Raw genomic sequence first — 24,864 nt, 5'->3', positions numbered from 1 at the left:
GAATTAATGACCATCTTTGGCCAGATAGGCTTCAATCTCTTTCTGGGTTACCGCCAGCTTTTTGGGGTATTTGCCTACCCAGGTTCTGAATTCATTTTTGATCTTGTCGGACCAGTCGCCGTGGATCTCCCCCGACGGGTATTTACTCTGCTGCAACAGGTAACGCTCAAATTCGTCGCGCAACGCGGTCATTTCCGAAGCGGAAACCAGCCCTTCGACCAGATGAGCCGGTACAAAGGCAACCCCGTATTCGTTGGCGAACACTATATCGCCCGGCAGTACCGTCACCTCGCCGATGCGGATGGGCGCGTTGATGGCGGTAGGCGTCATGTCTTTGATGTACGAAGGGTGATGACCTTTTACCCAGGCATTAAAGCCTTTGGTATCTCTCAGCTCCTGCATATCCCGGATGGAGCCGTAGAAGATCACGCCATTGCCGGTTTTGCCGTAGATGGCGTTACCCAGGCTGGAGCCGATCAGCGTACCGTCTTTGATCTTGCCGTAGCCATCGGCAACGTACACATCGCCTTTGGTCAGGATATCGATGGGCCAGATGTTGATGCCCCCTTTCTGAGAGCGGCCTTCGGCTTTGCCCTGCGCCCGCACCAGGCTGTCGAGGTCGGGACGGGTAGGCATAAACTGAGCGGTTACCACGCGGCCGGTCATGGTTTCACCGGGCTTCAGGATAATCCAGTCGCGCTCAACCTGGTTGCGGTAGCCTTTCCGCTCCATATACCCCCAGACTTGTTCCAGCGTACAATTTTTCAGCCGTTCCACAACGATATCAGGTACTTTCGGGCGCCCATCCGGAAACCGCTCGCCCTGCCACTTAGACGTTAGCGCCTGAATATGCTCAGGACTTGAACCTACACGCTGGGCACTGGCGCAGAATCCACTGACCATCAATGCCAGCACCAGTAGTGCTTTCTTATTCATAATTCTTATAAAGGTTTAAGGAGTTTACGTGATTCAATCAGGCACGCCACTTTTTTGAGTAAAGCAGGTAAATGTATAAATTTCACGATTAATAGAATTATATCTCGATATTTTTCCGCTTTTTTGTTGAAGTAGCGCTAATTCCCTAAAAACCCTTATAGACCCATGAAAAATTTCAAGCACCTGTTTCAGTTACCCAAGAACCATCCGGGGCCAGGTACTTCCACCAAACAAGCTGCTGATACTGACCTGCCCGCGGGCGACCGCCGTAGTTTCCTGCGCAACTCGGCGCTGGGTGGCCTTTCGCTGGGGATGCTGTTCGACGGTAAGGTGGAGCAGGAAATGGAGTTTCTGACCCAGAAGGTACAGAAAGCTTCCAAGCCCTCCGACCTGAAGATTACCGACCTGCGCATTGCCCATTTGGTGGGTGTACCCTTCGGCAGTCCGATTATCCGTATTGATACCAACCAGGGCCTTGTTGGCTGGGGCGAAGTGCGCGACGGAGCCAGCCCGAACTACGCGCTCATGCTCAAGAGCCGGCTGCTGGGTAAAAACCCCTGTAACGTAGAGAAAATTTTTAAGGAGATTAAACAGTTTGGTAACCATAGCCGGGCGGCCGGGGGTGTCTGTGGCGTTGAAATGGCGCTGTGGGATCTGGCCGGTAAAGCCTATAATGTCCCGGTCTACCAGATGCTGGGCGGCAAATTCCGCGACTTCATCCGGATTTATGCCGATACCCCGGAAGGTAAAACGTATGAGGAGTTTGCCAAAAACATGGAAAAACGCCGGGATCAGGGCTTTACCTTCCTGAAGATGGACTTCGGTATCGGGATGCTGGCAGATAAGAAAGATGCGCTGGTCGGTGCCAAGCAGTGGAGTGTCCGGCAGCAGTGGAATGACAGCGCTCCGGGCAAGTTTGGTAATTATGCGAATACCAAGCACCCCTTCACCCGCATTCAGGTGACCAAAAAAGGCATGGACCAACTGGTAGAGCATGTCGGTCGAGTTCGTGAAATTGTCGGCTACGAAACACCGCTGGCGGCCGACCACTTCGGTCACTTCGACGTAAACACGGCTATTCAGATTGGTAAGGCGATGGAGCCGTTCCGGCTGGCATGGCTCGAAGACCTGGTGCCCTGGTTCTACACCGACCAATGGAAACAGATTTCGGACGCTATTGAAACACCGACGCTGACCGGTGAAGATATTTACCTGAAAGAAGAATTCATCAAATTGATCGACGCGAAGGCCATTGATATGATTCACCCGGATCTGGCTTCGTCGGGCGGTATTCTGGAGACCAAGAAGATCGGGGATTATGCCGAAGAGCGGGGTATTCCGATGGCGATGCACTTTGCCGGCTCGCCCATCTCAATGATGGCCAACATACACTGCGCGGCCGCTACCGAAAACTTTGTGGCGCTGGAACACCATGGCGTCGATGTGGCCGGTTGGGAAGACATCGTTACTGGCCTGAAGCCCATAGCCGACAAAGGCTTTGTTCGGGTACCTGACAGACCGGGCCTGGGCGTCGAACTAAACGAAGAAGCCGCCAAGAAGTTCCTCAAGAAAGATACGCAGTGGTTCGCCCCGACCGACTCCTGGAATACCCGCGACTCCAACGACCGCGAATGGAGTTAAGTCACCGGGCAGTGGGCAATTTGCAGCGGCCGGTGCTCCGGTAAGCAGGTTGTTCACTCCGGCTTGAAGTTAGCAGTATCAGCCCCGGCGCTTTGGTGTCGGGGCTTTTTTACGATTTGGCAATTGAATTTGACGAGTGGGTCGCCCGGTTCAACGAGTGGGGCTGCGGTCGCTTGGCTCAGGGTGTGGCTGGATGATACCTTTACAACATCATCCACGCCAACACCTGTTTATCATGAACAAAGTTACCTGGACTCAGATTCGCGCTGAAGTCAAAGAATCCTACACAGCGCTGCCCAGCCTGCTCATTTTATTCGTTGATGCGGCCCTACTTACCGCTTCTTGGCAGCTTACCACTCACTACCAATGGATGAGCTGGCTGATTGGTCAGTTGTTACTGATCGTTGCGCTGATTCATTTGTATGTTATTCACCACGATGCTGTCATCTGGCGGTCTTTAAACGGAGAGCGCACAACGAGGCACTGGGCCATTTTCTGAGCCTGTTTATTGGCCTGCCTTTCCTGCCGCGTCGGCAATCGCATTTGGATCACCACAGCTGGTCGGGCAGTATGGGCGACCCCACCCACAAGCGCATGATCGCTTACCTGTCGAGTGCCTCCGACGCCAAGTTGCAGCGCTTCAACTTCATGTGGTCGATCTACGTTCCGTTCATCGCTTTCAACGAACGGCTCGCGCTCTGGATGCTGCCGTTTAAAGAGTGGCAGCAAAGTGACCGCAGCAAAGGAACAAAGAAGGAAATCACCTATCAGATCGGCTACCTGCTCGCTTACGCCTGCTTTGGGCTGGCTATCTGGCAACTGGGTATCTTCACAACCTTCCTGATCTGGTTTCTGCCCGCTTCGTTGCTCTTACTGGTGATCGAAGAAAATATTAACCTGCCGCACCATATCGACGCTCCGCACATCGACACGCAGAAGCCCCTGGCGCTGTGGGAGCAGGATGTAACGACCCACTCCTGCGACACCATTCCCTTCTGGTCCGACTGGGTGCTGCTCAATTTCAACATGCACACGGCGCACCACCTGTTCCCGTGGGTGCCCTGGTACAAATTGCCCAGGACGCAGCAGCATATTGAGCGCTACACGCCTGAACTGGGCCACGAAAACACCAATGAATTCTCCTGGTTCCTCAACCGCCGGTCGGAGTCGTTTACCAGCAAATTCCGGGAGTTCATTCAGAAGTGATACACCATTTATCCACACCACACCAACAAAACCATGTACTACGACATTCTATCCATGCTGGAAACGCTGGAAATACGTGAATTGACTCAAAAAGAAAATATTGTTGAGCACTTACGGCTTCGGTACACCTTGTTTAAAGATGCGTTTGGCATTGACGACAAGAAAGGTAATCTGGATCTGGACCCGTACGACTGGCGTTCTCACTTAGTCGGAATTTTCCATAAGGGGCGGCAGATCGCCGGCATACGGGTCGTGAAGCGCCAGATTGTTCCTCAGACAGCCTATGCTCTCGATGAGATCCGGGCGGAGTGGGACCTTTCTGTGCGCCCGGCCACCGGATATGGGTTACCCTCGGAAGCTGTATTTGATTACCAGCCCGGCACCAGACAGAGCTATCTGGACCCAAAGGCTGAATTCAGCCGGATCTGTGTGCTGAAAGAGTTCCGGCATAGTGGAGTTTATTACCTGGCTTACCTGGCCGCTATGGGGTTAACGTATCTGGATGGGATCGATTCGGTACTCTACTCCTGCCCCGCGCAGGCGTTAGGCCGCTATGCACGTATCACACCCACCCTTTGTTACCTGGATCAGCGCCCGGAGAAAAATGGATTCCTCGGCTTTACATTTACGCTGCCCAGTGTGGCCGTCGTAGCCAGCGTGATCGATGCGCCCCATCAAATTCTGCAACAGGCATTACAGGTTGCCTCGCTGTGCCGTCAGGAGCAAACGCGGGGGCATGCCACCACCCGACAGGGCACCAAAGTCGCGCCGGCTTTTTCTGTTTCCGGCGCACCGCCAATCGTTTTAAGGCATCAGTAACGCGCCGGCGTAAACTTATTTCGGGCTAAACTGCGTTTATATACGGACGACTACAAAACACAGAACAACATTACTCATGAACGTACTGCGGTATAGCCTCTGGATGCTACTCATACTGGTCTTTTCGACTGGCTTTGCGCCCGAGGCCAACCATTCCGATGCGGTGGTTGGCACCTGGCTGAGCGCCCGAAAAAAGAATCAGGTTCAGGTGTATAAGCGGGGAGACCGGTATTTTGGCAGACTGGTCTGGATGCAGGATTCGCATGACCCGGCTACTCAAAGACCTAAAGTAGATCTGAAAAACCCCAACGAAAAACTCCGCAACCGTCCGTTACTGAACCTGGATATAATGACCAATTTCACCTTTGAAGGGGAAAACGTCTGGGGTAATGGCCAGATTTACAATCCGGAGGATGGTCGAACTTACAGTTGCGAACTGCTGCTTAAGGACCCGAATACCCTTCACATCAGGGGGTATCTGATGGGGATGAGTTTTCTGGGGAAAACATCGGTCTGGACGCGGGTGCGGTAGGGAGTTAATGCGGTTTGCCGTAGTTCTTCTCACCCACCGTAATAGCAATGGGCAGCCGGTTTTCTCTGGGTGGCACCGGGCAGGCATACCCGTCGCTGAAGGCACAGTACGGGTTATACGCCTTGTTGAAATCAAGGGTGAGTCTGCCGTTTTTTATATCACCCAATTTGAAGTCGAGGTAGCGGCCGCCCCCGTAGGTTTCCTCTCCGTTGGTTATATCCTTGAACGGTAAAAATAGGTAATCACGGTATTGGGGAGTCCGCATCAGTTGCAAACTTCGGAACAACGCCAACTGGTATGGCTTACCCTTATGGGTAAACGTTAGTACGGCATACTGAACGTAGGGTTTATGCAATCCTTCGTATGTCGGCATATCGAACGGCTCGGCTTCGGGTGTCAGCCGGACATCTGCCTCAAAGCGATAAGTCGAGTCTGGCTCATAAAACCGCAGGTAAGATACGTCGGTTTCGGTTTTAAGCGGACTGTTGGGCGACTTCAGAAAGCCCGCTTTATACTCCTCCCGATGCTGCCGGATCTGGCCGGCGTACGTTTCCGGTTTGGATTGAGCATATACGCCAGACACCAGGCTATACAGAAACAAACACCACAAAAGCTTCATACAATAAATGCGCATAGACCGACCGATAAAGCTACAATGTAAAGCCGGAAAAAGCCACATAGGTTTTATCAGATGACCGTTTATACAATAGCTAACAAATCAGGTGGACTTTGTGCCTTAATTTTTCGAAATTAGCTGTGTATTTACCACCCGACGGTCAACAGTAACCGTGAAATACAGCCGGGTGCGCGATGACGGTCTGCGATTCGAGGTATGCCCTTAACCAACCTTGCAAAATTTCTGGCCAATGCCAGATTTGAACTCTGGTACCACTTGCTGATTATGCCGGTCTTTCTTCCGATCGGCAATTATATCTTTATTGGCCCCCGCTTCTTCTCCAACCTTACCGTATTCGTGCTGGCTACGCTGCTGCTTATACCACTCTACGTTATTGGCCTGGCCTTACTGGCGGTTAACGTCCGGCAAATTTTTCGCTGGTTTCCGGAGATGCATCAGACGTTTATCCGGTCGGTGGTGATGCTGGTCTCCCTGATTCTGCTGACACTGACCGTTTGTGTCGTTTATACCTTTCTCTACAGCCAGATCCCACTCTTTGGCACCCGCTTCGACTGGCCTACCCTCCGTGCCATCTGCACCCTGGGTCTGGTGTTTGCTATCGTTTACTGCCTGTTTCTGGGTGTATCGTATATGTATGCCAAATGGCAGGACAATCTGCAGGAGAAAGAGGAGCTAAAGCGGGCCGCGCTGCAACAGCAGTTTGATAAGATCAAGGGACAGGTGAACCCGCATTTTTTGTTCAATTCGCTCAACACGCTGACGGCACTGATTGGGGAGAACACGGAAGAAGCCGAGAAATTCGTGGGTGAACTATCAAAAGTCTATCGCTACCAGCTTCAGGCCAACCATATCGAACTCACCACGCTGGAAGCCGAATTGAACTATGTTCACTCCTACGCCCACCTGCTCGGTATCCGGTTCGGGCAGGGTATCCTGTTTCAATACGAAGTAAAAGAACACCATCTTGGTTATTGCCTGCCTCCGGCTACGATGCAACTGCTGATCGAAAATGCGGTCAAACACAACATTGTGGATGCCGCGTCGCCCCTGACGATTACTATTCGCACGGACGAAGAGGATCAACTCACCGTCAGCAATACACTGCAGCGTAAAAACCTGCGGGTATCCTCGGGCGGTATGGGGCTGGTCAACATCAGCGCCAAATACCGTCAATTAGTAGAAGCAGAGCCTCTTATTCTGGAAAAAGATAATCAGTTCATCGTGCAGCTACCGTTACTTACCCCTAACCCGACTAACGCCTGACTATGGAATCTTACCGAAGTCGATTGCCACAGATCCGGTTCAGCGCTCATTGTAAATGGGTCTATGGCTTATTGTTCCCGTGGTTTATTCCGCTGATCGGCTATCTGCTGCTGGGCAACCCGTACCTGACCCAGCCGCGTGTCTTTTTCACCGCCACGGCCATCAACCTGTCGGTAGCGACGATCACGTTTTTCACCATGGATGCGCTGGTACTGGGCATTTCCACCCGTTTTTCGGGCATGAAGCAAACGGGTCGGCGTATCCTGTTCATGTTTCTGGCGTTCGCCATCGTGACCTCCTCGGTGATCATCTCCACGTTCTGGGTGTACACGCATTTCAGTATCCTCAACTATGTAGCCGATTACAACGCCATCAAACAGATCCTGTTGCTTAATCTGCTGGCCAATGTGGTATCGGTGGGTATCTATGAAGGCATCTATTCCATTACCGAATGGAAAGCCAGTACCATTGAGAAAGAGCAGCTCCGGAAGGCTAATCTGCAAAGCCAGATCGACGGGCTCAAAAATCAGGTCAATCCGCACTTTCTGTTCAATTCCCTGAATTCCCTGACGGCCCTGATTTCCAAAGATCCCGACAAAGCCGAGGAGTTCGTCACCGAGATGTCGCAGGTATACCGCTATCTGTTGCAGACCAACAATTACGAGACGACCACCCTCGAAACAGAGCTAAAGTTTATTCAGTCGTACTACCATATGCTGAAGACCCGCTTCGGCAATGGTGTCTCAATGGACCTTGCTATTGATGACCGGTACCTGAACCGCTACCTCCCTCCCCTGACGCTGCAACTGCTGGTAGAAAATGCGGTGAAGCACAACATTGTCAAAAGCAATAAGCCGCTGCTGATCGAGATACAGTCAACACCCGAGGGCCGGCTGATGATCCGTAATAACCTGCAGCGCAAACGCACGCCGGTCGCTTCGAACCGCGTGGGCCTATCGAACATTGCCGCCAAGTACCAGCTCCTGTCGAAAGATGAGATGGAAATCCGGGAGACGGAGAGCCATTTTATCGTCACGGTGCCCCTGCTGGAGCAGGTAAATTCGTGACCCATTGCCGACGAGTCGGGCACCGATACCTACGAGTCGGTAGCTCCATCCAACGAGTCGGGCAACCGGCTGTTTCGCAGCCAAAATCAATCTGTTTACTTTGTAACGTACCTGCTGAGATAAGAACGTGAAACTTGCCACCGATTTCCGAATCCGACTGATAGGCATCCTGGTGATTGCCATCCACCGGTTTGGGCTGATGCAGGCGGCAAGGGCCGGGGGCGAAGAAACAGCTCCGTTGCTGGGTCTGCTGGACCACATTCTCCTGGCCTCCGTGATTATCTGGGAATCCAGCCGGCTGGTAGTGGTGTACTTCCAGCGACGGTACCCGACAGAGCAGCTTTCCCGGCGTCGGTTTACGGCGGAAGCGCTGACGCTGCTGCTGGTCACCACGGCACTGTTCAGTGTGCATCGGTTCGCGTATGAGGTAACGCATCTGGATAACCCCACGCCGATCAGCTTTATGCTGTACGGCTTGCTGGATACACTTCTGTACAGTACACTGGTGGCGGCTTTTTACAAAATGCTGCTGTTCATTGAAGCCTGGCAGAAAGCCAATCAGGAAGCGGAGCAACTGAAGAAAGCCAACTTGATCAGCCAGCTCGATTCGCTGAAAAATCAGGTAAAACCACACTTTCTGTTCAACAGCCTTAACACGCTGACGGCACTCGTGGAAAAGGATTCGGATCAGGCGGTGAAGTTCATCGCAGAGCTATCGAAAGTGTACCGGTACCTCTTGCAGAGTAACGAGAAGGAGCTGATTTCGCTGACCAGCGAACTGGAGTTCACCCAGGCTTACTTCTTCCTGCTGCAAACCCGCTTCGGCAACGGCATAGCGCTGAACGTAGATGTGGCGGATGGTTGTCTGGACACGCTGATTCCACCGCTGACCCTCCAGATTCTGGTAGAAAATGCGGTGAAGCACAACCAGGTTTCGGTGCGGAAGCCACTGCAGGTGAACGTTCTGATCGAGCAGAACCGGTGGCTCGTGGTAACGAACAACATTCAGCGGAAGCGGGTAGCGGTGCCAACCAACGGCATGGGACTATCCAACATCGCCACCAAATATAAACTGCTCAACCAGCCCGACATTGTCGTCACGGAAGAGCCCAAGCGTTTCAACGTAAAGATACCCTTAATTCAAGTGACCACGCCATGAAGGTATTAATTGTCGAAGACGAGGTAGTAGCAGCCGAGCGCATTCAGGAACTGGTGCAGCAAACGGCACCCGACGCGCAGATTGTCGGCTGCACCGACAGCATTGAGGATACGGTGGAATTTCTGCAAACCCGGCCAATGCCGGATCTGATCCTGCTGGATATTGAACTGGTAGATGGGCAAAGCTTCGAGATCTTTCAGGAGGTCGAGGTAACCTGCCCGGTCATCTTCACGACGGCCTACGACGAGTACGCCCTCCAGGCGTTCCGGGTACACAGCATCGACTACCTGCTGAAGCCCATCCAGAAAGATGACCTGCAGAAAAGCATCGCCAAATTCCGGCAACTGCGCAGTATGTTCCAGGCGGCCCCGGCGCTCAATGTAGAGTCGCTGATTCAGGAGTTACGTCGTTCGTCAGCACCGGCTCCCATTACGCACCGCGAGCATTTTCTGGTACGGCAGGGGCAGCGGCTGATCTCCATCGGCATCGGCGAGGTGGCCTACTTCTACAGCGAAGACCGGGTAACGTTTCTGAAAACCCACGACAACCGGTATTTCCCGCTCGACTTCTCACTGGATGATGTGGAGGATCAGGTTGATACCAAACAGTTCTTCCGGGCAAGCCGCCAGCACCTGGTTGACCGGAGAGCTATCGGAGCGGTATACGTTCACCTGAACGGCAAGCTAAAGGTAACGCTGAAGCCCGCTTCCGACGAAGCCCTGTACGTGAGCCGCGACCGCGCCCGTGATTTTAAAGAATGGCTGGGCGGCTGAGAACGGCCCCCGGTGGTCCGCCACCCGGTGGTCCGCCACCCGGTGGTCCGCCACTGCGGCTTTAGCCCGGTCTTGAATTCGTCAATACCCTTTTTTCAATACATCTATTCACACCACAAACAAAAACAACAATGAACAACCGCGTTCTAGGGCTACTTGCCCTCATTGGAGCCCCCACATTGGGCATTTGCTCATACCTCGAAAGTGTTTATCCTCAGTTGAAGAACACCTGGTTCTACGGAGTCTGGGGGATCGTGTACATGTCGGCCTGGATTTGTAGCCTTCTTGTCATGCAGCGGCTTCAGGCGACCGGTAGCAGCCGTTTCGGCAAAGCCATTCTGAAGATTGCGATTGGTTCGCTGATTCTGGCCAATTTCTCGAACGTGTATGCCGGCCTCTTCCCCGGTGACAGACCCCTCTTGTTTATCATACTCGATGCATTCTGGCCCATCAGCAACCTGCTTATGCTGGTCATTGGGATTACCGTTATTGTCAAAAAAGGTTTATCAGGCTGGCGTCGGTACGTTCCCCTCTTCGTCGGGCTATGGTTACCAACCATGCTTGTCCTGATGATCACCCTGGGTCGCGTGGGCACCGTGGGTACCATCAGTAGTTTTTACTCGGCTATCGCCTGGAGCCTGCTGGCCATCAGCGTCCTGATCGAGTCGAACCTGAAGCAGGCAACCACCGGCCGCCTGATTTATCAAGCCTATTAATTACCTCTTTTTTTCAACCACAATTCTATCCACACAACCATGAAAAAGTTAATTCTATCACTGCTTACGCTGTCATTCCTGGCTACTGCCTGCACGAATCCAGACAACCAGATTGAACCTGCCATCCAGAGTAAAGTACCCGGCGACGTATCGGGCAAATGGATGTGGGGTACGTTCTCAATGAGTAACTTCTGGAAGGAAGGCCAATACGCTGGCAATCCCTATGAGCAATCAGTCGTGTTTGATTTCAAGCCGAACGGCGAGTACGAACAGTACGTCATCAACGCCACCACAAGCTACAACTGCCGCACCGAAGCCTATACGTACATCAAAGGCAAGGTGAAGTTTGACGAAGATGAGCAGACGTTTACGCTAACGCCCAAATCGGGTAATTACCGGGGTAACTACTCCTGCGCACCTAGCAAAAATTTCAAGCGTGATGCAAAACAGAGCGAACTAAAAGGGGGTACATTCTACTACGAAGTAGTTGTACAAAACGGCCAGAAGAAACTATTGATCAAAGATACACCGTCTGACACGCAGGCCATGACCCTGAAGGCGACGAGCTGGTAAGCAGCAGATTCTGAAAAGAAACGGAGAGAAACTGTTTGGTAGTTGAAAAGGTGAGCCGCAATACGGCTCACCTTTTCTTTTCCGGGTGAATGAACATCCAAACCAGTGGGCGGTTTATTGTCAGAAAGCAGCGGAACGTACGCCTGCCTGGTTACCCTTACAAGACGGCATGATAATCCAGTCACTTTATACGCCTACGCCCGACGAACTCTACGGGCCTTTATTCGAGGCTGTTCAGCAAAGCCGGGTCTTGGGTGATACTAAAACCTTTGTAGACAGTGTTCCGATGATGGCCCCGGCCGATATTGTAACCCTGTACAACGAGCAGAAAGCAAAACCCGACTTTGATTTATCGGCGTTTGTTCATCAACACTTCACCCTCCCCAGCCAGCCGGCGTCGGACTACGTCAGCGACCGGTCCATCTCCACCGCCGAGCATATCGAACGGCTATGGGACCACCTGACCCGCCCACCCGATCCAGACGTAGAAGGAAGCTCGCGGCTGGCTCTGCCTTACCCCTATATAGTTCCCGGCGGGCGCTTCCGGGAAATATTTTACTGGGACAGCTACTTTACCATGCTCGGCCTGCAGCAGTCGGGGCGGGTTAGCCTGATCCGGAGTATGGTCAACAACTTTGCCTACCTGATCGACCTGTATGGTTTTATACCCAATGGTAATAGAACGTACTTTCTGAGCCGGTCGCAGCCGCCCTTCTTTGCCCTGATGGTGCAGTTGCTGGCCGAGGTTGATGGACGCAACATACTGACAAAGTACTTGCCCCAACTGGAACAGGAATACGAGTTCTGGATGAGCGGCCACGACCAGCTTTCAGCCGAAAACCCTGTCTGTCGGCGGGTGGTACAACTGCCGGACGGCTCGGTGCTGAACCGCCATTGGGATCCGAAGGGAACACCAAGGCCCGAAGCCTACCCCAAAGAAGTACCTGCTCAACAACAGGCCCAGGAGTTGGGCATGCCAACAGAAGTATTTTATGGCCACAACCGGGCTGCGTGCGAATCGGGCTGGGACTTCAGCAGCCGCTGGTTTGCCGACGGGAAATCCATGACTACCATTCGGGCGGCCGATCTGGTGCCGGTAGACCTCAACTGCCTGCTGTATTATCTGGAACTCACGCTGGCTACTGCCTTCAGTCAAACGAGCAATCCGGACAAAGCCGACCAGTTTGAGCAGGCTGCCGAAGAACGGAAGCGTCTTATTCAGACTGTGTTCTGGAATACTGACACTAATTTCTTCGCGGACTATGAGCACGCTACCAGCCAGCCAACTTCTTCACTAACGGTAGCCGCCGTGTATCCGCTGTTCTTCAGGATCGCTACCGAGGAACAGGCCAATCATGTACACCAACGGCTCCGGCATGAATTTTTGCAGCCCGGTGGACTCGTTACTACGCTGGTTAACTCCGGCCAGCAGTGGGATGCGCCCAACGGCTGGGCACCGTTGCAGTGGATGGCGTACCGGGGCCTGACGAACTATGGCTTCACCGAAACGGCGCGGGAAGTTCGCAGCCGCTGGCTGGCCCTGAACGATAAGGTCTACAAAGAAACGGGCAAGATGATGGAGAAATACAACGTCGTAGATACCACCTTACTGGCCGGGGGCGGCAACTACCCGAACCAGGACGGCTTCGGCTGGACCAACGGCGTTTACCTGCGCCTGCTGTCGGAGTAACCTATTCCCTCTGCTTTCCGCTAAAGCATTCTACCTTTTGTCCAAAAAATAATTGTAAGTCAGCCAGGCGCTATCTATCGTCTAACCCTACCTTCTTGCCAGCCATTTTCCCGGCACGTTACAACACCTACTCGAAATTGTACCGAATGACAACGTTCCCGGTAACGATTGCGTAAAAAGAGTCTGTATTTTGCTTGCTCCCTCCAAAATACGTCTATAGCTTCATAGCGGTACTTCCTTATACCAGCAACAACAACCAACCTATTATATCTTAAAAAATTTCTATTACAGTTTGATCTGATTATGTCTAACTGTTTACGTTCTACCTTATGAAAATTAAACAACTATTTCTCACCCTGCTCCTACTTGGCTGCGTTGTCGTTGTCTACGCCCAGCAGGCCCGGACGATCACGGGTCAGGTAAAAGACGGCGGCTCCGGCGGAACCCTCCCCGGTGTCAGCATCGTTCTGAAAGGCACCTCCACTGGTACGTCGACCGACGCCGACGGCAAGTACACGCTCCGTGTTCCCGAGCGCGGCAACATTACGCTGACGTTCAGCTTTATCGGCTATACGCCCCAGGAGGTAGCCGTTGGCAACCGCAGCGCGGTTGATATTACGCTGAGCCCCGACGAAAAGACGCTGAATGAGGTAGTTGTGATTGGCTACGGAACCGTAAATCGCCGGGACCTGACCGGATCAGTATCGTCGGTGGGGTCCAAACAGTTACGGGATATCCCCATCACCAATGCCGCCGAAGCCATTACGGGCCGGCTGGCGGGGGTGCAGGTCACGACCTCCGAAGGTGGACCGGGTGCCGATATCCGCATCCGCGTACGCGGGGGCAACTCCATTACGCAGGATAACTCGCCGATCTATGTAGTAGACGGTATTCAGTTAGAAAACGCGCTCAACACCCTGAACCCGCAGGATATAGAAACCATCGACGTCCTGAAAGATGCGTCGGCAACCGCCATCTACGGCGCACGGGGTGCGAACGGAGTTATCATCATCACCACCAAATCGGGAAAGACCAACAGCCGCACCACCGTCAACTATAACGGCTCGTTTGGCTTCCGGGAGAACCTCAAAAACCTGGGCGTGCTGAAGCCGTACGATTACGTGCTCTACCAGTACGAAAAAACCCGTAATAACGCTACCGACAGTACCAGCTTTGCCAACCAGTACGGTTCCTCCTGGGATACACTGTCCAACTACCGCAATGCCCCGTTTATCAACTGGCAGGATGAGATCTTCGGCCGGAAAGCCGCTTACCAGAACCATAATATCTCCATCAACGGCGGTAACCGGACCACCAGTTACAACCTGAGTCTGACCAGCAACACCGAAGAAGGCGTGATGCTGCAGTCGGCGTTTGACCGGAAACTGGCCAACTTCAAATTAGACCATACCATTTCCGACAAGGCCAAAGTAGGTTTTGTGGTCCGCTACCTCGGTCAGCGGGTCGACGGTGCCGGTACCTCCAGCAGCGGGTCGGCCGGTAACAACCGACTCCGCCACACCATTCAGTACCAGCCGCTGGAACTGAATCGCCGGGGTGCCGCATCGGTTATGGACTTCGACGAAGATTACTACAACGCTACCCGGCTGAGCAATCCGGTCATCCTGACGGAAGCCGAGTATCAGAAGCGGTACACCAACGCGACCAACATCAGCGGGTATTTCAGCTACCAGTTTATTCCGGGTCTGTCCCTGCGCGTAACGGCGGGTTACGACAACAACGTGAGCCGGGACGACCTGTTCTACAGCAAGGTAACGGGTACCGCCCGCAACTACTCTGGGCTACCCGTTGCCATGATCCGGAACGCCAACGGCGTCACCATCAACAACTCCAACGTGCTGACGTATAACCGGTCTGGTATTGCGGGGAAGCATGACATCGACGCCTTATTAGGGCAGGAAATTTACCAGACCAGTTCACGCGCTACGGGTCTGGAGACCCGGTACTTCCCATCGGACATTTCTGCCGGGAAGGCGCTGGCCAACATGAACCTGGGCTCACCTCCGCCGGGTTCGGTGCAGCCGCAGCCGACCAGTTCCGAGTCGCAGAGCCGGTTGCTGTCCTTCTTTGGGCGGATTAACTACGCCTACGACAAGAAGTACCTGGCTACGGTCACGATGCGGGCCGACGGCTCGTCTAAGTTCGCACCGGCTAATCAGTGGGGCTACTTCCCGTCGGCATCGCTGGCGTGGCGTTTCTCGCAGGAAAACTTTATGCAGGGCCTGGCGTTTGTCAACGACGCCAAACTCCGCCTGAGTTACGGAGCCGCCGGTAACAACCGGATTAGTGACTTCCTGTTCGCGCAGTTATACAACACCAGCGGCCAGTATGCCCTCGGCGATGCGGTGCTGCCCGCGTTTGCACCGGCCTCGCTGGCACAGCAGAACCTGACGTGGGAGACGACTTACTCCCGCAATATTGGTCTGGATGTGAGCCTGTGGAGCGGTCGGGTGCAGTTGTCGGCCGACGTGTACAACAACCTGACGAAAAATCTGCTGGTCAACCTTCCGATCCCGTCTACCTCCGGCTATACCTCGCAGATCAAGAACGTGGGTGCTACCTCAAACCGGGGTGTCGAACTACAAGTAAGCGCCAACGTGATGCGGACGCGTGACTTCAACTGGACTGCCAACTTCAACGTTTCGTTCAACAGGAACCGCGTTGAAGACCTGGGACCGGTGCAGCAGCAAACGACCAACTCAGGCTGGCAAGGCAGCGACGGAGCCGACGACTACATTCTGAAGGTGGGTCAGCCGGTGGGCCAGATGTACGGCTTCGTCACGGATGGTTTCTACAAAGTGGATGACTTCAACTACAACGCGGCCACCCGCACGTATACGCTGAAAGAAGGCGTACCAACGGCAGCCGCCATCTTCGGTGCTCCGCAGCCCGGCACTATCAAACTGAAAGACCTGAACAGCGACGGGGTAATCCGGCTGGAAGACGACCGGACGATCATCGGCGATGCCAACCCGAAGCATATCGGTGGTTTCAACAACCAATTCACCTACAAGAACTTCGACTTCAGCGTATTTATGAACTGGGTGTACGGCAACGACATCTACAACGCCAACAAGATCGAACTAACCTCCGGCTTCTACCGCAATGTGAACATGCTGGATGTGATGGCCGACCGGTGGAGGACTGTAAACGCACAGGGGCAGGTGGTGACCGACCCGGCCGAACTAGCCGCGCTGAACGCCAACGCCAGCATCTGGCAGCCCATTACCAACAACCGGCCGTACCTGCACTCATGGGCCATTGAAGACGGCTCGTTCCTGCGGATCAATAACGTAACGCTGGGTTACTCCCTGCCGAAAACGCTGATCAATAAAGTAAAGATGCAGAACGCCCGATTCTTTGGGACGATCAACAACCTGGCTACGCTGACGAACTATTCCGGCTTCGATCCGGAGGTAAACGCCCGCCGGTTTAACCCGCTGACCCCGGGTGTCGACTTTGCGGCCTATCCGAAAACGCGTACATACGTCATGGGTGTCAATATCACGTTCTAATTTCCAACCCCGAAACGCAATGAAATCAACTCGTTCCTATAAAATACTGGCCCTGGCCGCTGTCCTCTCCCTGGGTGGTTTGTCGGCCTGCAAAGAATACCTGGCCGTTGAACCGATCTCGCAATTCGACAACCAGGCGGTTTTCTCCAACGTCAGCAACGCAACGCTGGCCGTACTCGGAGCCTATGATCCCCTCTCGGGCGATGCCGGATATGGTATCCGCATCAGCATGTACTACCCGTACGACTCCGATGAGATGATGACCAGCGGTAACCTGGACAATGGTCGGCGGGGTATCGGCCGGTACGACCTCCGGGCCGGAAATACGGAGCTTACCTCCAGTTGGAATGAGCTCTACCGGGGTATTGAGCGGGCCAACCTGTGCATTGAACAAATCCCGCAGATGTCGCTGTACACCAACGGCACAGCCGCAGAGCAAAAGGAACTGCGCCGGCTGCACGGTGAGGCTCTGACACTGCGGGCGCAATACTACCTTGAACTGATTCGTACCTGGGGCGATGTACCGGCTCCGCTGAAACCCTCGTACCAGCAGCCGGATCTGTTTCTGGAGAAAGAAGATCGCGACAAGGTATACGACCTCTTGCTCGACGACCTGAAAACGGCTACCGAGCTGGTTCCCTGGCGGACGGATGCCGGGGTGCGTAATGAGCGGATTACCAAAGGAGCCGTGAAAGCCCTGCGGGCGCGGATGGCCCTGTACCGGGGCGGTTACTCGCTCCGGCGCGACACCAAACAGATGGAGCGCCGAGCCGATCACCAGAAATACTACCAAATCGCCCGCGACGAAACGCACGAACTGATGCAGCGCCGGGATCAGCACACCCTGAACGCCAGCTACGAAGACCTGTTCAAGAAATACGTGAACGGCTTACAACCCGATCCGGCTTACGAAATTATGTTTGAAGTAGGTTCAGCCGGTAACAGTGCGCAGTCGGATAGCAAGCTGGGCTACTACAACGGTCCTCGGCTCGATGCAAACTCACGCTATGGTCAGGGCGGGGGCGGTATCAATGCGCTACCGACGTACTTCTACGCCTTCGACTCGACGGATGTGCGCCGGGATGTAACCATCACGATCTACCAGGTGGCGGCCAATAACCTGAAGAGTCCGCAGCGTCTGACTACCATCACCGATGGTAAGTTCCGTCGGGACTGGCGTAGTCCGCTGCTGTCTGGCTCGGCCCAAAACCTGGGAATCAACTGGCCGCTGATCCGTTTCTCTGACGTGCTGCTGATGTTTGCGGAAGCCGAGAACGAACTCAAGAACGGCCCCACTGCCGAGGCTATTGCCGCCTACGAAGAAGTCCGGAAGCGGGCCTTCAAAGGTGACGCCAGCAAGATCGGGGTGACGCCCACGACTAAACAGGAGTTCTTTAACGCCGTAGCTAACGAACGCTATCTGGAATTTGGGGGTGAAGGCATCCGCAAGTACGACCTGATCCGCTGGAACCTGCTGGACGCGAAGATCAAGGAAACTCGCGCCAACCTGACCGATATGCTGAACGCCACCGGTAAATACGCCAACGTACCGCGGTATCTGTTCTACCGCAACAACGGTGAGGAGATGGTCTTTCTGAACTCGCTGTACAAGCCAACGACGCTGACGACCGCTCCCACCGGCTGGACCCGCGTAGACTGGCGGCAGAACATTACCACAACATACGTCAACAGTGTAGCGCAGTACTTCACCCCGAACAAGAGTGAGCTGTTTCCCATCAACCAGGCTGCTCTGGATGCCAATCCGAAGCTGAAGCAAGATTACGGGTACTAATGGGTAATGCGTTAAGACGCGATTGCCCGGCAATTGAGCGTTAAAAGAGGAACCATCAGATGGGCCGTACTGGATAAGAGAGATGAGAAGCTATCAACAAGTGAGGAAAAGAATCTGGATTACGCTTGTATTCCTTCTACAGTACGGTCTGTCGTATGGGTCGCCACCTATCGGACCTGAAGTTCAGATACAAATTGACTCGGTAGCTGAGCGGATGCTGCTGTTTCAGCGGGAAAACGGGGGCTGGCCGCAGCCGGGTGGCGATCCCATCAATTACCGGAAACCGCTGACGGAAGCCCAGCAGAACAAGCTCAGGCAAGAGAAGGGAAAGCTGGACGCGACCATCGACGACCAGGCCACCACGCGGGAAATAAATCATTTAGTCCAGGCGTTTCAGCAAACGCAGAATCCGGCGTATCGCCAGGCCGCCGAACGGGGCATTCGTTACCTGATTACGGCCCAGAATGCCGCTGGTGGCTGGGGGCAGTTTTACCCCGATACCAGCGGGTATCACAAGCACATCACCTACAATGATCAGGCAATGATTAATGTGATGTGGGTGATGAAGTACACCGCCGACGCCAGTAATGGCTTTGAGGCAATCGATAAGGCTTTAATTCCTCAGGCTCGTCAGGCCGTCAACTGGGGAGTACAATGCATCCTCAAAACGCAGTACAAACAGCAAGGCAAACTGACCGCCTGGTGTGCCCAGCACGACCGGAAAACGCTCCTGCCGGCCAACGCCCGTGCCTTTGAATTAGCCTCCCTTAGTGGCAGTGAGAGTGTAGGTATCGTGGAATTTCTGATGAGCCTGGACAACCCCTCACCGGAAGTTCGGCAGGCTGTTCATGCGGCTGTAGCCTGGCTGGAATCGGTGAAGCTGACCGGCATTGCTACTAAGCGCATAAAAGACCCGTCGCAGCCCAAAGGTCAGGACGTCATTGTGGTGCAGGATCCTTCCTCCACCCTCTGGGCCCGGTTCTACGATCTTGACACCAATACCCCCTTCTTCTCCGGCCGCGATGGCGTGAAGAAGAAAAGTCTGGCCGAAATCGAAAATGAGCGCCGGGCCGGCTATGCCTGGTATGGCACCTGGCCGGCAAAACTCCTCGCAAAAGAGTATCCGGATTGGGTAAAAAAGTGGGGACACTAACCTTTTCCAACCAGATTCCCGACTATGATTCGTGTAAACCCAGGCACTATTCGCCTTCCGCTCTTTCTGCTGCTTTGCTGCACTATATTTGCTTCAATTGCTGTTGCGCAGAAACAGCAATTGGTGGTAGCGCAGGACGGCAGTGGCGATTACAAAACGGTACAGGCTGCCCTGGATGCCATTCCACAGAACAACCCCAACCGGATCACCATCCTAATTAAAAAGGGTACTTACAAAGAAAAGCTCTCTCTCGACTCCACAAAGCATTTTGTCACCCTGATTGGGGAAGATAAAGCGTCGACCATCCTGACGTACGACGATTACTCCGGCAAAACGCTGGCCGATGGCACGAAACTCACCACCTCCACTTCCGGCTCGTTTTACATCTTTGCCAACGACTTCCGGGCCGAGAACCTCACGTTTGAAAACACCGCCGGACCGGTAGGACAGGCCGTAGCCGCCTTTGTCACCGGCGACCGAGCGGTATTTATCAACTGCCGATTTCTGGGCTTTCAGGACACGCTATATACCGGCAGTCCGCGTCATTACGGTCGCCAGTATTACAAGGACTGCTACATTGAGGGTACCACCGATTTCATCTTTGGCTCGGCTACGGCGGTTTTCGAAACCTGCACCATCTTCAGCAAAAAAGGCGGCCAATACATCACGGCCGCGTCAACGCCGGAAGGCAAACCGTTCGGGTATGTTTTCGTGGATTGTAACCTCATAGGTGACGCGCCCAAAGCGAGTGTGTATCTGGGCCGGCCCTGGCGCAACTTTGCGCAGACCGTCTTTATCCGCACCCGCATGGGCGAACACATCCGGCCCGAAGGATGGCACAACTGGAGCAAGCCGGACGCCGAAAAAACTGCTTTTTACGCTGAATACAACTCAGAAGGACCGGGAGCCTCTCCGCAGACGCGGGTAGCCTGGTCGAAGCAATTGACCAAAGCAGAAGTCCAGCGCTACGACCGGAACCACGTGCTGGCCGGCGACGATCAGTGGAAGCCTTTATCGAAAATAACCAAAGCCAATTTTTAAATCTACCCTAAACCCGTGGAGCCAGGTATTGAATCAACTATCTCCGACAATCTGGAAGATACCCCGCATCTTACCCAACCGACTGTCTGTCCAGTCCACACAGACCTGCTGGTGTTGGCAAATATCCGGGCCTTACACCTTGACCTCTCCGACCGACTGACGGCCCCGGAGAACAACTAAATACCTCTTTAATCAGGAATGAGTAAGATCGCGGTTATTGCTGGTTCGCTTTATCTTTGGCTGAGTCCTGGTCTGACGATGGGGCAGCGCACCAGTGGGCTGATCGGCGTACCTGACACCTCATTTACGGTACACAGCGCCTACTCAAAAGCGAAGAAAACCCATCCCGATATCCGCATTGCCGCCCCTGCCCTGCCGCCAACTGTACAGGCTAACCTAAATGTGGTCTACTGCAACCAGAACGGCCGTGACCTCCACATCGACGCCTTTTACCCAGTTAACCAATCAACTAATCGCAACCAACTCCCGGCAGTGCTGCTTATCCATGGCGGGGGCTGGCGTTCGGGTGATCGGTCGCAGCAGATTCCGATGGCGCAGCAGTTGGCCACCAATGGTTACGTGGCCGTCACTGCTGAATACCGCCTGTCGACCGAAGCCCTCTACCCCGCTGCCGTACACGATCTGAAAGCGGCTATCCGATGGCTGCGCACCAACGCCCGCGAATACAACATTGATCCTGATCGGATTGCTATACTGGGTTGCTCGGCGGGTGGACAGCTGGCGGCTCTGCTCGGCACTACCGGTAACCGCAAGGAGTTGGAAGGTACCAGCTGCCACACCGAACAATCCAGCGCCGTGCAGGCCATTGTGGATGTGGATGGCGTTCTGGCGTTTATCCATCCCGAGTCCGGTGAGGGCGATGATAGCCGCTCCACCTCAGCCGCTACCTACTGGTTCGGCGCGTCCAAAACCGAAAAGCCGAAGCTATGGCATGAAGCGTCTGCGCTTACCTACGTCGATAAAAGCACCCCGCCCATTCTGTTCCTGAACAGCTCGGTGGACCGCATGCACGCCGGCCGTGACGATATGATTGGCAAGCTAAACGCACTGGGCATTTATTCCGAAGTCCACACCTTTGCCGATGCGCCACACCCGTTCTGGCTGTTCCATCCCTGGTTTGAGCCAACAGTGAGCTACACGGTTAACTTTTTGAATAAGGTATTCAGTAAGAAATAGGCAATGCTGCGTCTGAATCCCCAATGTATTCGTAGTTTGCAGCTGCGGTTTACGAGGCTATTTCGTGAGCCAACAGACTATGTCCTACACAATACCTGCTCAGACCCGCATTGGTCACGTCCACCTGAAGGTAGCTGACCTGGACCGTGCGCTGGCCTTTTACTGCGATCTGCTGGGCTTTACGCTCACGCAGATGTACGGCAAAGATGCTGCCTTTATTTCGGCGGGTGGTTACCACCACCATATCGGGCTCAATACCTGGTACAGCAAGAATGCCCCGCCGGCACCCGTGCGAAGCGCCGGATTGTTCCATACGGCCATTCTTTACCCGGAGCGCAAAGACCTGGCAGTAGTGTTTCAGCGCCTGCACGAAGCCGGGTATCCGCTGACAGGTGCCTCCGACCATGGCGTCTCCGAAGCGCTTTACCTGAATGATCCCGACCAGAATGGCGTCGAGCTGTACTGGGATCGTCCCCGCGACCAATGGCCGGTGAATGATGAAGGCGGTTTGGATATGTTTACCCGGCCGCTAAATCTGGAAAGTCTGCTTCGGGAGTTGCAACAATAGGGAAATCAGCTGCTTTTTGCTTGTGGTGATTTTCTTCATACAGAAGCCCCGACCAGTGCTGGTCGGGGCTTCTAAGCGTATAGCAGAAGGCTATTAGTTTAAGGCTTCAGCACCACCTTTACGCAGTTATCTTCCTTCTTATTGAAGATATCATACATGCGGGAGGCTTCGCTCAGCGGTACTTCGTGGGTAATGATGTCGTTGAGCACCACCTTACCATCCTGCACCAGCGAGATCAGGTGGTCAATGTACCGATGAACCCACGCCTGACCACCCATCATCTTAATACCTTTGTCGAACCATTTATACAGAGGGAAATTATTGTAAGGCGAACCATAGACACCCACGACTGTGACCACACCGGCACGCCGGACGGCATCCAGACACATCTCCAGCACCTTCATCGAGCCTTTTTCCATCTGCACTACGTTCATAGCCTTTTCGAAAGCAGACCGGTGCGCTTCCATACCTACGGCATCCACGCACACATCGGCTCCGTAGCCACCGGTCATTGCGCGTATCACCTCAATTACGTCCATCTCATCGGCATTCAGTACTTCAGCATTGGCTGATTTGCGGGCCATCTCCAGCCGGTACGGCTCAATATCGACACCAATTACCCGACCAGCCCCCTGAATCCAGGCCGATTTCATAGCCATGATACCGACCGGACCGCAGCCGAATACCACAACGGTTTCTCCCCCCTTCAGTTCGGCCCAGTCGATAGCAGCCCAGCCAGTTGGGAAAATGTCGGTCAGAAACAGTACCTGTTCATCAGTCAGGTTATCGGGCACCTTGCGCGGACCGTAGTCAGCGTAGGGAACCCGTACGTACTCGGCCTGACCGCCATCGTAGCCGCCGTACAGATCGGTATAGCCGAACAAGGCAGCGCCGGCACCCTTCGCTTTGATCAGTTCCCCCTCAGGACCGTAGGTTTTGTGGTTGGAGTTTTCACAATGCGTAGGCAGATTATTCGTGCAGAAGAAACACCCTCCGCAGGAAATCGGGAACGGCACCACCACCCGGTCGCCTACTTTCAGATTTGGAACGCCGGGGCCTACCTCTTCAACAATACCCATAAACTCGTGGCCCAGCACCATACTCCGGGGCTGCGGCACCATGCCGTTATAGATGTGCAGGTCGGAGCCGCAAATGGCAGTGGATGTAACACGGAGAATGGCATCGCGGGATTGCTCAATGCGCGGATCATCTACCGTCTCCACGCGAATGTCTTTAGGCTTGTGAAAAACTGCTGCTTTCATAAAGAAAATGATTTGGAGAGATTGTTCCGGTCTATCGGATACGAAGGTTAACCCGGAAAATCAGTGGTGGTTTAACAAAAATGATTATCCGACAGATTAACTGGAGAATCACATCTGAAACCTGGCGAACTGTCTGCGGTTCGCCTTTGTTTTACAGATGATAACAACCTGTTCAACCATAAGCAGCGCATAACGATGAGCCATACACAGCAGAAAGAGTCTTTTCAGGATATCATCCGGGGGGACAAGCCGGTGCTGGTCGATTTCTTTGCGGAGTGGTGCGGCCCCTGTAAGATGATGGCCCCAACCTTGAAGCAACTGGCCGAACGGGCCGGCGATAAGGTCCGGATCGTGAAGGTAGACATTGACCGGAGCCGGGCGGCCGCTACGCAATACCAGATCCAGAGTGTGCCGACACTGATTATGTTTCACAAAGGAAAGATCGTCTGGCGGCAGTCGGGCGTGCAGCCGCTGCATAAGCTGGAAGCCCTGGTCAAACAGCACGCCGATTGACTTTTTCCCGGCTTCCAAAAATTATCAAAAAATTTTGGAAGCCGGGAATTTTTCGGAAAAATTAAATGTATATACATTAGATGTGCAAACACACAGTATTAAAATTTTAACCCAACTATCACTTAGAGTTATGAATCTACGTAACATTTTCCTGTCGACTGCAGTAGCCGTAACGGCCATGGGCTTCACGCCGAATACCCCGAAAGCGGTTGAGTACAAAGCGGACAAGCAGCAAACCAAAATTTCCTGGTTAGGTAAGAAAGTAACCGGCGAGCACAATGGCTCGATCAACCTGGCCGACGGCAAGCTGACCACTAAAGGCAACACCATCATCGGCGGTCTCTTTACCATCGACATGAGCTCGATCACCAACGCTGACCTAACCGATGCTGGTTACAACCAGAAACTGGTAGGCCACCTGAAGTCAGACGATTTTTTCAGCACCGATAAGTATCCCACCTCAACACTGGTGCTGACCAAAGTAACACCGACGGGTAAGAATCAGTACAAAGTGAACGGTGACCTGACCATCAAGGGTATCAAGAAGCCTGTTGAGTTCCCCGCTACCATTACAATGGATGGCAATCAACTGCGTGGTAAAGCAAAAGTGATTGTTGACCGTACCAAATACGATATCAAATACGGTTCCGGCAGCTTCTTCGACAACCTCGGCGACAAGGCCATCAACAATGATTTCGAATTGAACATTGATCTGGTTGCCAGCAAAGCAGGTAGCACCGTATCAACTGCATCGGCTAAGTAATCCGACGATTGCTCAGCACCAACTAAT

General features: G+C 53.7%; 24 protein-coding genes. 21 read left to right on the top strand and 3 right to left on the bottom strand.

Going from position 1 to position 24,864, the window contains the following annotated elements; genetic code table 11:
• Positions 1–3 precede the first annotated feature (3 nt).
• Positions 4–936 carry an RraA family protein gene (locus ABD949_RS09220; protein ID WP_345242755.1) on the bottom strand — a complete coding sequence of 311 codons (933 nt, stop codon included), beginning with the start codon at positions 934–936 and terminating at the stop codon, positions 4–6.
• A 165-nt stretch (positions 937–1,101) separates the two neighbouring features.
• Here ABD949_RS09220 and ABD949_RS09215 point away from each other — a divergent pair, with 165 nt between their 5' ends.
• From ABD949_RS09215 to ABD949_RS09195, 5 genes are all read left to right on the top strand, one after another.
• Positions 1,102–2,577, top strand: a complete 1,476-nt coding sequence (locus ABD949_RS09215) for a mandelate racemase/muconate lactonizing enzyme family protein (RefSeq protein WP_345242753.1) — start codon at positions 1,102–1,104, stop codon at positions 2,575–2,577.
• Between the two features lie 235 nt (positions 2,578–2,812).
• Entirely contained in the window at positions 2,813–3,076 is a 264-nt protein-coding gene (locus tag ABD949_RS09210; protein WP_345242935.1) for a hypothetical protein, read from the top strand.
• Entirely contained in the window at positions 3,025–3,783 is a 759-nt protein-coding gene (locus ABD949_RS09205; RefSeq protein WP_345242929.1) for a fatty acid desaturase family protein, read from the top strand. The genes ABD949_RS09210 and ABD949_RS09205 overlap by 52 nt, the downstream gene beginning before the upstream one ends.
• 33 nt (positions 3,784–3,816) lie before the next feature.
• The gene (locus ABD949_RS09200; RefSeq protein WP_345242751.1) at positions 3,817–4,602 is read left to right on the top strand and encodes a GNAT family N-acyltransferase; all 786 of its coding nucleotides are present in this window, start codon (positions 3,817–3,819) and stop codon (positions 4,600–4,602) included.
• 76 nt (positions 4,603–4,678) lie between these two features.
• A complete protein-coding gene (locus ABD949_RS09195; RefSeq protein WP_345242749.1) occupies positions 4,679–5,134 on the top strand; it encodes a DUF2147 domain-containing protein in 456 nt (151 codons plus the stop codon).
• A gap of 4 nt (positions 5,135–5,138) precedes the next feature.
• Here the strand turns inward: ABD949_RS09195 and ABD949_RS09190 are convergent, their stop codons facing one another.
• The gene (locus tag ABD949_RS09190; RefSeq protein WP_345242747.1) at positions 5,139–5,753 is read right to left on the bottom strand and encodes a DUF1684 domain-containing protein; all 615 of its coding nucleotides are present in this window, start codon (positions 5,751–5,753) and stop codon (positions 5,139–5,141) included.
• Between the two features lie 282 nt (positions 5,754–6,035).
• On the opposite strand from ABD949_RS09190, the gene ABD949_RS09185 reads away from it, so the two are divergent.
• The 14 genes from ABD949_RS09185 to ABD949_RS09120 all read left to right on the top strand — a co-directional run bounded on the left by ABD949_RS09185 (position 6,036) and on the right by ABD949_RS09120 (position 22,299).
• The gene (locus tag ABD949_RS09185; protein WP_345242745.1) at positions 6,036–7,034 is read left to right on the top strand and encodes a sensor histidine kinase; all 999 of its coding nucleotides are present in this window, start codon (positions 6,036–6,038) and stop codon (positions 7,032–7,034) included.
• Between the two features lie 2 nt (positions 7,035–7,036).
• Positions 7,037–8,101 carry a sensor histidine kinase gene (locus ABD949_RS09180; RefSeq protein WP_345242744.1) on the top strand — a complete coding sequence of 355 codons (1,065 nt, stop codon included), beginning with the start codon at positions 7,037–7,039 and terminating at the stop codon, positions 8,099–8,101.
• A 127-nt stretch (positions 8,102–8,228) separates the two neighbouring features.
• Positions 8,229–9,260 carry a sensor histidine kinase gene (locus ABD949_RS09175; protein WP_345242743.1) on the top strand — a complete coding sequence of 344 codons (1,032 nt, stop codon included), beginning with the start codon at positions 8,229–8,231 and terminating at the stop codon, positions 9,258–9,260.
• Complete coding sequence (locus ABD949_RS09170; RefSeq protein WP_345242741.1) at positions 9,257–10,033, top strand: LytR/AlgR family response regulator transcription factor; 777 nt, start codon at positions 9,257–9,259, stop codon at positions 10,031–10,033. The genes ABD949_RS09175 and ABD949_RS09170 overlap by 4 nt, the downstream gene beginning before the upstream one ends.
• Before the next feature lie 131 nt (positions 10,034–10,164).
• Complete coding sequence (locus ABD949_RS09165; RefSeq protein ID WP_345242739.1) at positions 10,165–10,749, top strand: hypothetical protein; 585 nt, start codon at positions 10,165–10,167, stop codon at positions 10,747–10,749.
• A 39-nt stretch (positions 10,750–10,788) separates the two neighbouring features.
• Positions 10,789–11,322 (top strand): hypothetical protein, encoded by a 534-nt coding sequence (locus tag ABD949_RS09160; RefSeq protein WP_345242738.1) that lies wholly within the window; start codon positions 10,789–10,791, stop codon positions 11,320–11,322.
• A 169-nt stretch (positions 11,323–11,491) separates the two neighbouring features.
• On the top strand, positions 11,492–13,012 hold the full coding sequence (gene treF / locus ABD949_RS09155; protein ID WP_345242737.1) for an alpha,alpha-trehalase TreF: 1,521 nt from the start codon (positions 11,492–11,494) through the stop codon (positions 13,010–13,012).
• 329 nt (positions 13,013–13,341) lie between these two features.
• Entirely contained in the window at positions 13,342–16,548 is a 3,207-nt protein-coding gene (locus ABD949_RS09150) for a SusC/RagA family TonB-linked outer membrane protein (protein WP_345242735.1), read from the top strand.
• 19 nt (positions 16,549–16,567) lie between these two features.
• Positions 16,568–18,340 carry a RagB/SusD family nutrient uptake outer membrane protein gene (locus tag ABD949_RS09145; RefSeq protein ID WP_345242733.1) on the top strand — a complete coding sequence of 591 codons (1,773 nt, stop codon included), beginning with the start codon at positions 16,568–16,570 and terminating at the stop codon, positions 18,338–18,340.
• A gap of 100 nt (positions 18,341–18,440) precedes the next feature.
• A complete protein-coding gene (gene pelA, locus ABD949_RS09140) occupies positions 18,441–19,493 on the top strand; it encodes a pectate lyase (RefSeq protein ID WP_345242731.1) in 1,053 nt (350 codons plus the stop codon).
• A 24-nt stretch (positions 19,494–19,517) separates the two neighbouring features.
• Positions 19,518–20,534 (top strand): pectinesterase family protein, encoded by a 1,017-nt coding sequence (locus ABD949_RS09135; RefSeq protein WP_345242730.1) that lies wholly within the window; start codon positions 19,518–19,520, stop codon positions 20,532–20,534.
• A 15-nt stretch (positions 20,535–20,549) separates the two neighbouring features.
• Complete coding sequence (locus ABD949_RS09130) at positions 20,550–20,714, top strand: hypothetical protein (RefSeq protein ID WP_345242728.1); 165 nt, start codon at positions 20,550–20,552, stop codon at positions 20,712–20,714.
• Positions 20,715–20,732: 18 nt separating this feature from the next.
• Positions 20,733–21,731 carry an alpha/beta hydrolase fold domain-containing protein gene (locus tag ABD949_RS09125; RefSeq protein WP_345242727.1) on the top strand — a complete coding sequence of 333 codons (999 nt, stop codon included), beginning with the start codon at positions 20,733–20,735 and terminating at the stop codon, positions 21,729–21,731.
• A gap of 79 nt (positions 21,732–21,810) precedes the next feature.
• Positions 21,811–22,299, top strand: coding sequence for a VOC family protein (locus ABD949_RS09120; protein ID WP_345242725.1), 489 nt, complete (start codon positions 21,811–21,813; stop codon positions 22,297–22,299).
• A 98-nt stretch (positions 22,300–22,397) separates the two neighbouring features.
• Here the strand turns inward: ABD949_RS09120 and ABD949_RS09115 are convergent, their stop codons facing one another.
• Positions 22,398–23,561 (bottom strand): zinc-dependent alcohol dehydrogenase, encoded by a 1,164-nt coding sequence (locus ABD949_RS09115; protein WP_345242722.1) that lies wholly within the window; start codon positions 23,559–23,561, stop codon positions 22,398–22,400.
• Between the two features lie 195 nt (positions 23,562–23,756).
• Here ABD949_RS09115 and trxA point away from each other — a divergent pair, with 195 nt between their 5' ends.
• Together trxA and ABD949_RS09105 are read left to right on the top strand one after the other, a co-directional pair.
• Positions 23,757–24,074, top strand: coding sequence for a thioredoxin (gene trxA, locus ABD949_RS09110; protein WP_345242721.1), 318 nt, complete (start codon positions 23,757–23,759; stop codon positions 24,072–24,074).
• A 130-nt stretch (positions 24,075–24,204) separates the two neighbouring features.
• The gene (locus ABD949_RS09105) at positions 24,205–24,837 is read left to right on the top strand and encodes a YceI family protein (RefSeq protein ID WP_345242720.1); all 633 of its coding nucleotides are present in this window, start codon (positions 24,205–24,207) and stop codon (positions 24,835–24,837) included.
• Positions 24,838–24,864 lie beyond the last annotated feature (27 nt).

The sequence above is a fragment of the Nibrella saemangeumensis genome (assembly GCF_039541915.1).
Taxonomy (GTDB): Bacteria; Bacteroidota; Bacteroidia; order Cytophagales; family Spirosomataceae; genus Nibrella; species Nibrella saemangeumensis.
Note: the sequence above shows the minus strand (reverse complement) of the source record. Positions and strands in the feature narration are given on the sequence as shown.

Excerpts from the sequence above, each read along its gene's own strand:
- ABD949_RS09220 (WP_345242755.1), bottom strand. The coding sequence starts at position 936 with ATGAATAAGAAAGCACTACTGGTGCTGGCATTGATGGTCAGTGGATTC.
- ABD949_RS09215 (WP_345242753.1), top strand. The coding sequence starts at position 1,102 with ATGAAAAATTTCAAGCACCTGTTTCAGTTACCCAAGAACCATCCGGGG.
- ABD949_RS09210 (WP_345242935.1), top strand. The coding sequence starts at position 2,813 with ATGAACAAAGTTACCTGGACTCAGATTCGCGCTGAAGTCAAAGAATCC.
- ABD949_RS09200 (WP_345242751.1), top strand. The coding sequence starts at position 3,817 with ATGTACTACGACATTCTATCCATGCTGGAAACGCTGGAAATACGTGAA.
- ABD949_RS09195 (WP_345242749.1), top strand. The coding sequence starts at position 4,679 with ATGAACGTACTGCGGTATAGCCTCTGGATGCTACTCATACTGGTCTTT.
- ABD949_RS09190 (WP_345242747.1), bottom strand. The coding sequence starts at position 5,753 with ATGAAGCTTTTGTGGTGTTTGTTTCTGTATAGCCTGGTGTCTGGCGTA.
- ABD949_RS09185 (WP_345242745.1), top strand. The coding sequence starts at position 6,036 with ATGCCGGTCTTTCTTCCGATCGGCAATTATATCTTTATTGGCCCCCGC.
- ABD949_RS09180 (WP_345242744.1), top strand. The coding sequence starts at position 7,037 with ATGGAATCTTACCGAAGTCGATTGCCACAGATCCGGTTCAGCGCTCAT.
- ABD949_RS09170 (WP_345242741.1), top strand. The coding sequence starts at position 9,257 with ATGAAGGTATTAATTGTCGAAGACGAGGTAGTAGCAGCCGAGCGCATT.
- ABD949_RS09165 (WP_345242739.1), top strand. The coding sequence starts at position 10,165 with ATGAACAACCGCGTTCTAGGGCTACTTGCCCTCATTGGAGCCCCCACA.
- ABD949_RS09160 (WP_345242738.1), top strand. The coding sequence starts at position 10,789 with ATGAAAAAGTTAATTCTATCACTGCTTACGCTGTCATTCCTGGCTACT.
- treF (WP_345242737.1), top strand. The coding sequence starts at position 11,492 with ATGATAATCCAGTCACTTTATACGCCTACGCCCGACGAACTCTACGGG.
- ABD949_RS09150 (WP_345242735.1), top strand. The coding sequence starts at position 13,342 with ATGAAAATTAAACAACTATTTCTCACCCTGCTCCTACTTGGCTGCGTT.
- ABD949_RS09145 (WP_345242733.1), top strand. The coding sequence starts at position 16,568 with ATGAAATCAACTCGTTCCTATAAAATACTGGCCCTGGCCGCTGTCCTC.
- ABD949_RS09135 (WP_345242730.1), top strand. The coding sequence starts at position 19,518 with ATGATTCGTGTAAACCCAGGCACTATTCGCCTTCCGCTCTTTCTGCTG.
- ABD949_RS09125 (WP_345242727.1), top strand. The coding sequence starts at position 20,733 with ATGAGTAAGATCGCGGTTATTGCTGGTTCGCTTTATCTTTGGCTGAGT.
- ABD949_RS09120 (WP_345242725.1), top strand. The coding sequence starts at position 21,811 with ATGTCCTACACAATACCTGCTCAGACCCGCATTGGTCACGTCCACCTG.
- ABD949_RS09115 (WP_345242722.1), bottom strand. The coding sequence starts at position 23,561 with ATGAAAGCAGCAGTTTTTCACAAGCCTAAAGACATTCGCGTGGAGACG.
- trxA (WP_345242721.1), top strand. The coding sequence starts at position 23,757 with ATGAGCCATACACAGCAGAAAGAGTCTTTTCAGGATATCATCCGGGGG.
- ABD949_RS09105 (WP_345242720.1), top strand. The coding sequence starts at position 24,205 with ATGAATCTACGTAACATTTTCCTGTCGACTGCAGTAGCCGTAACGGCC.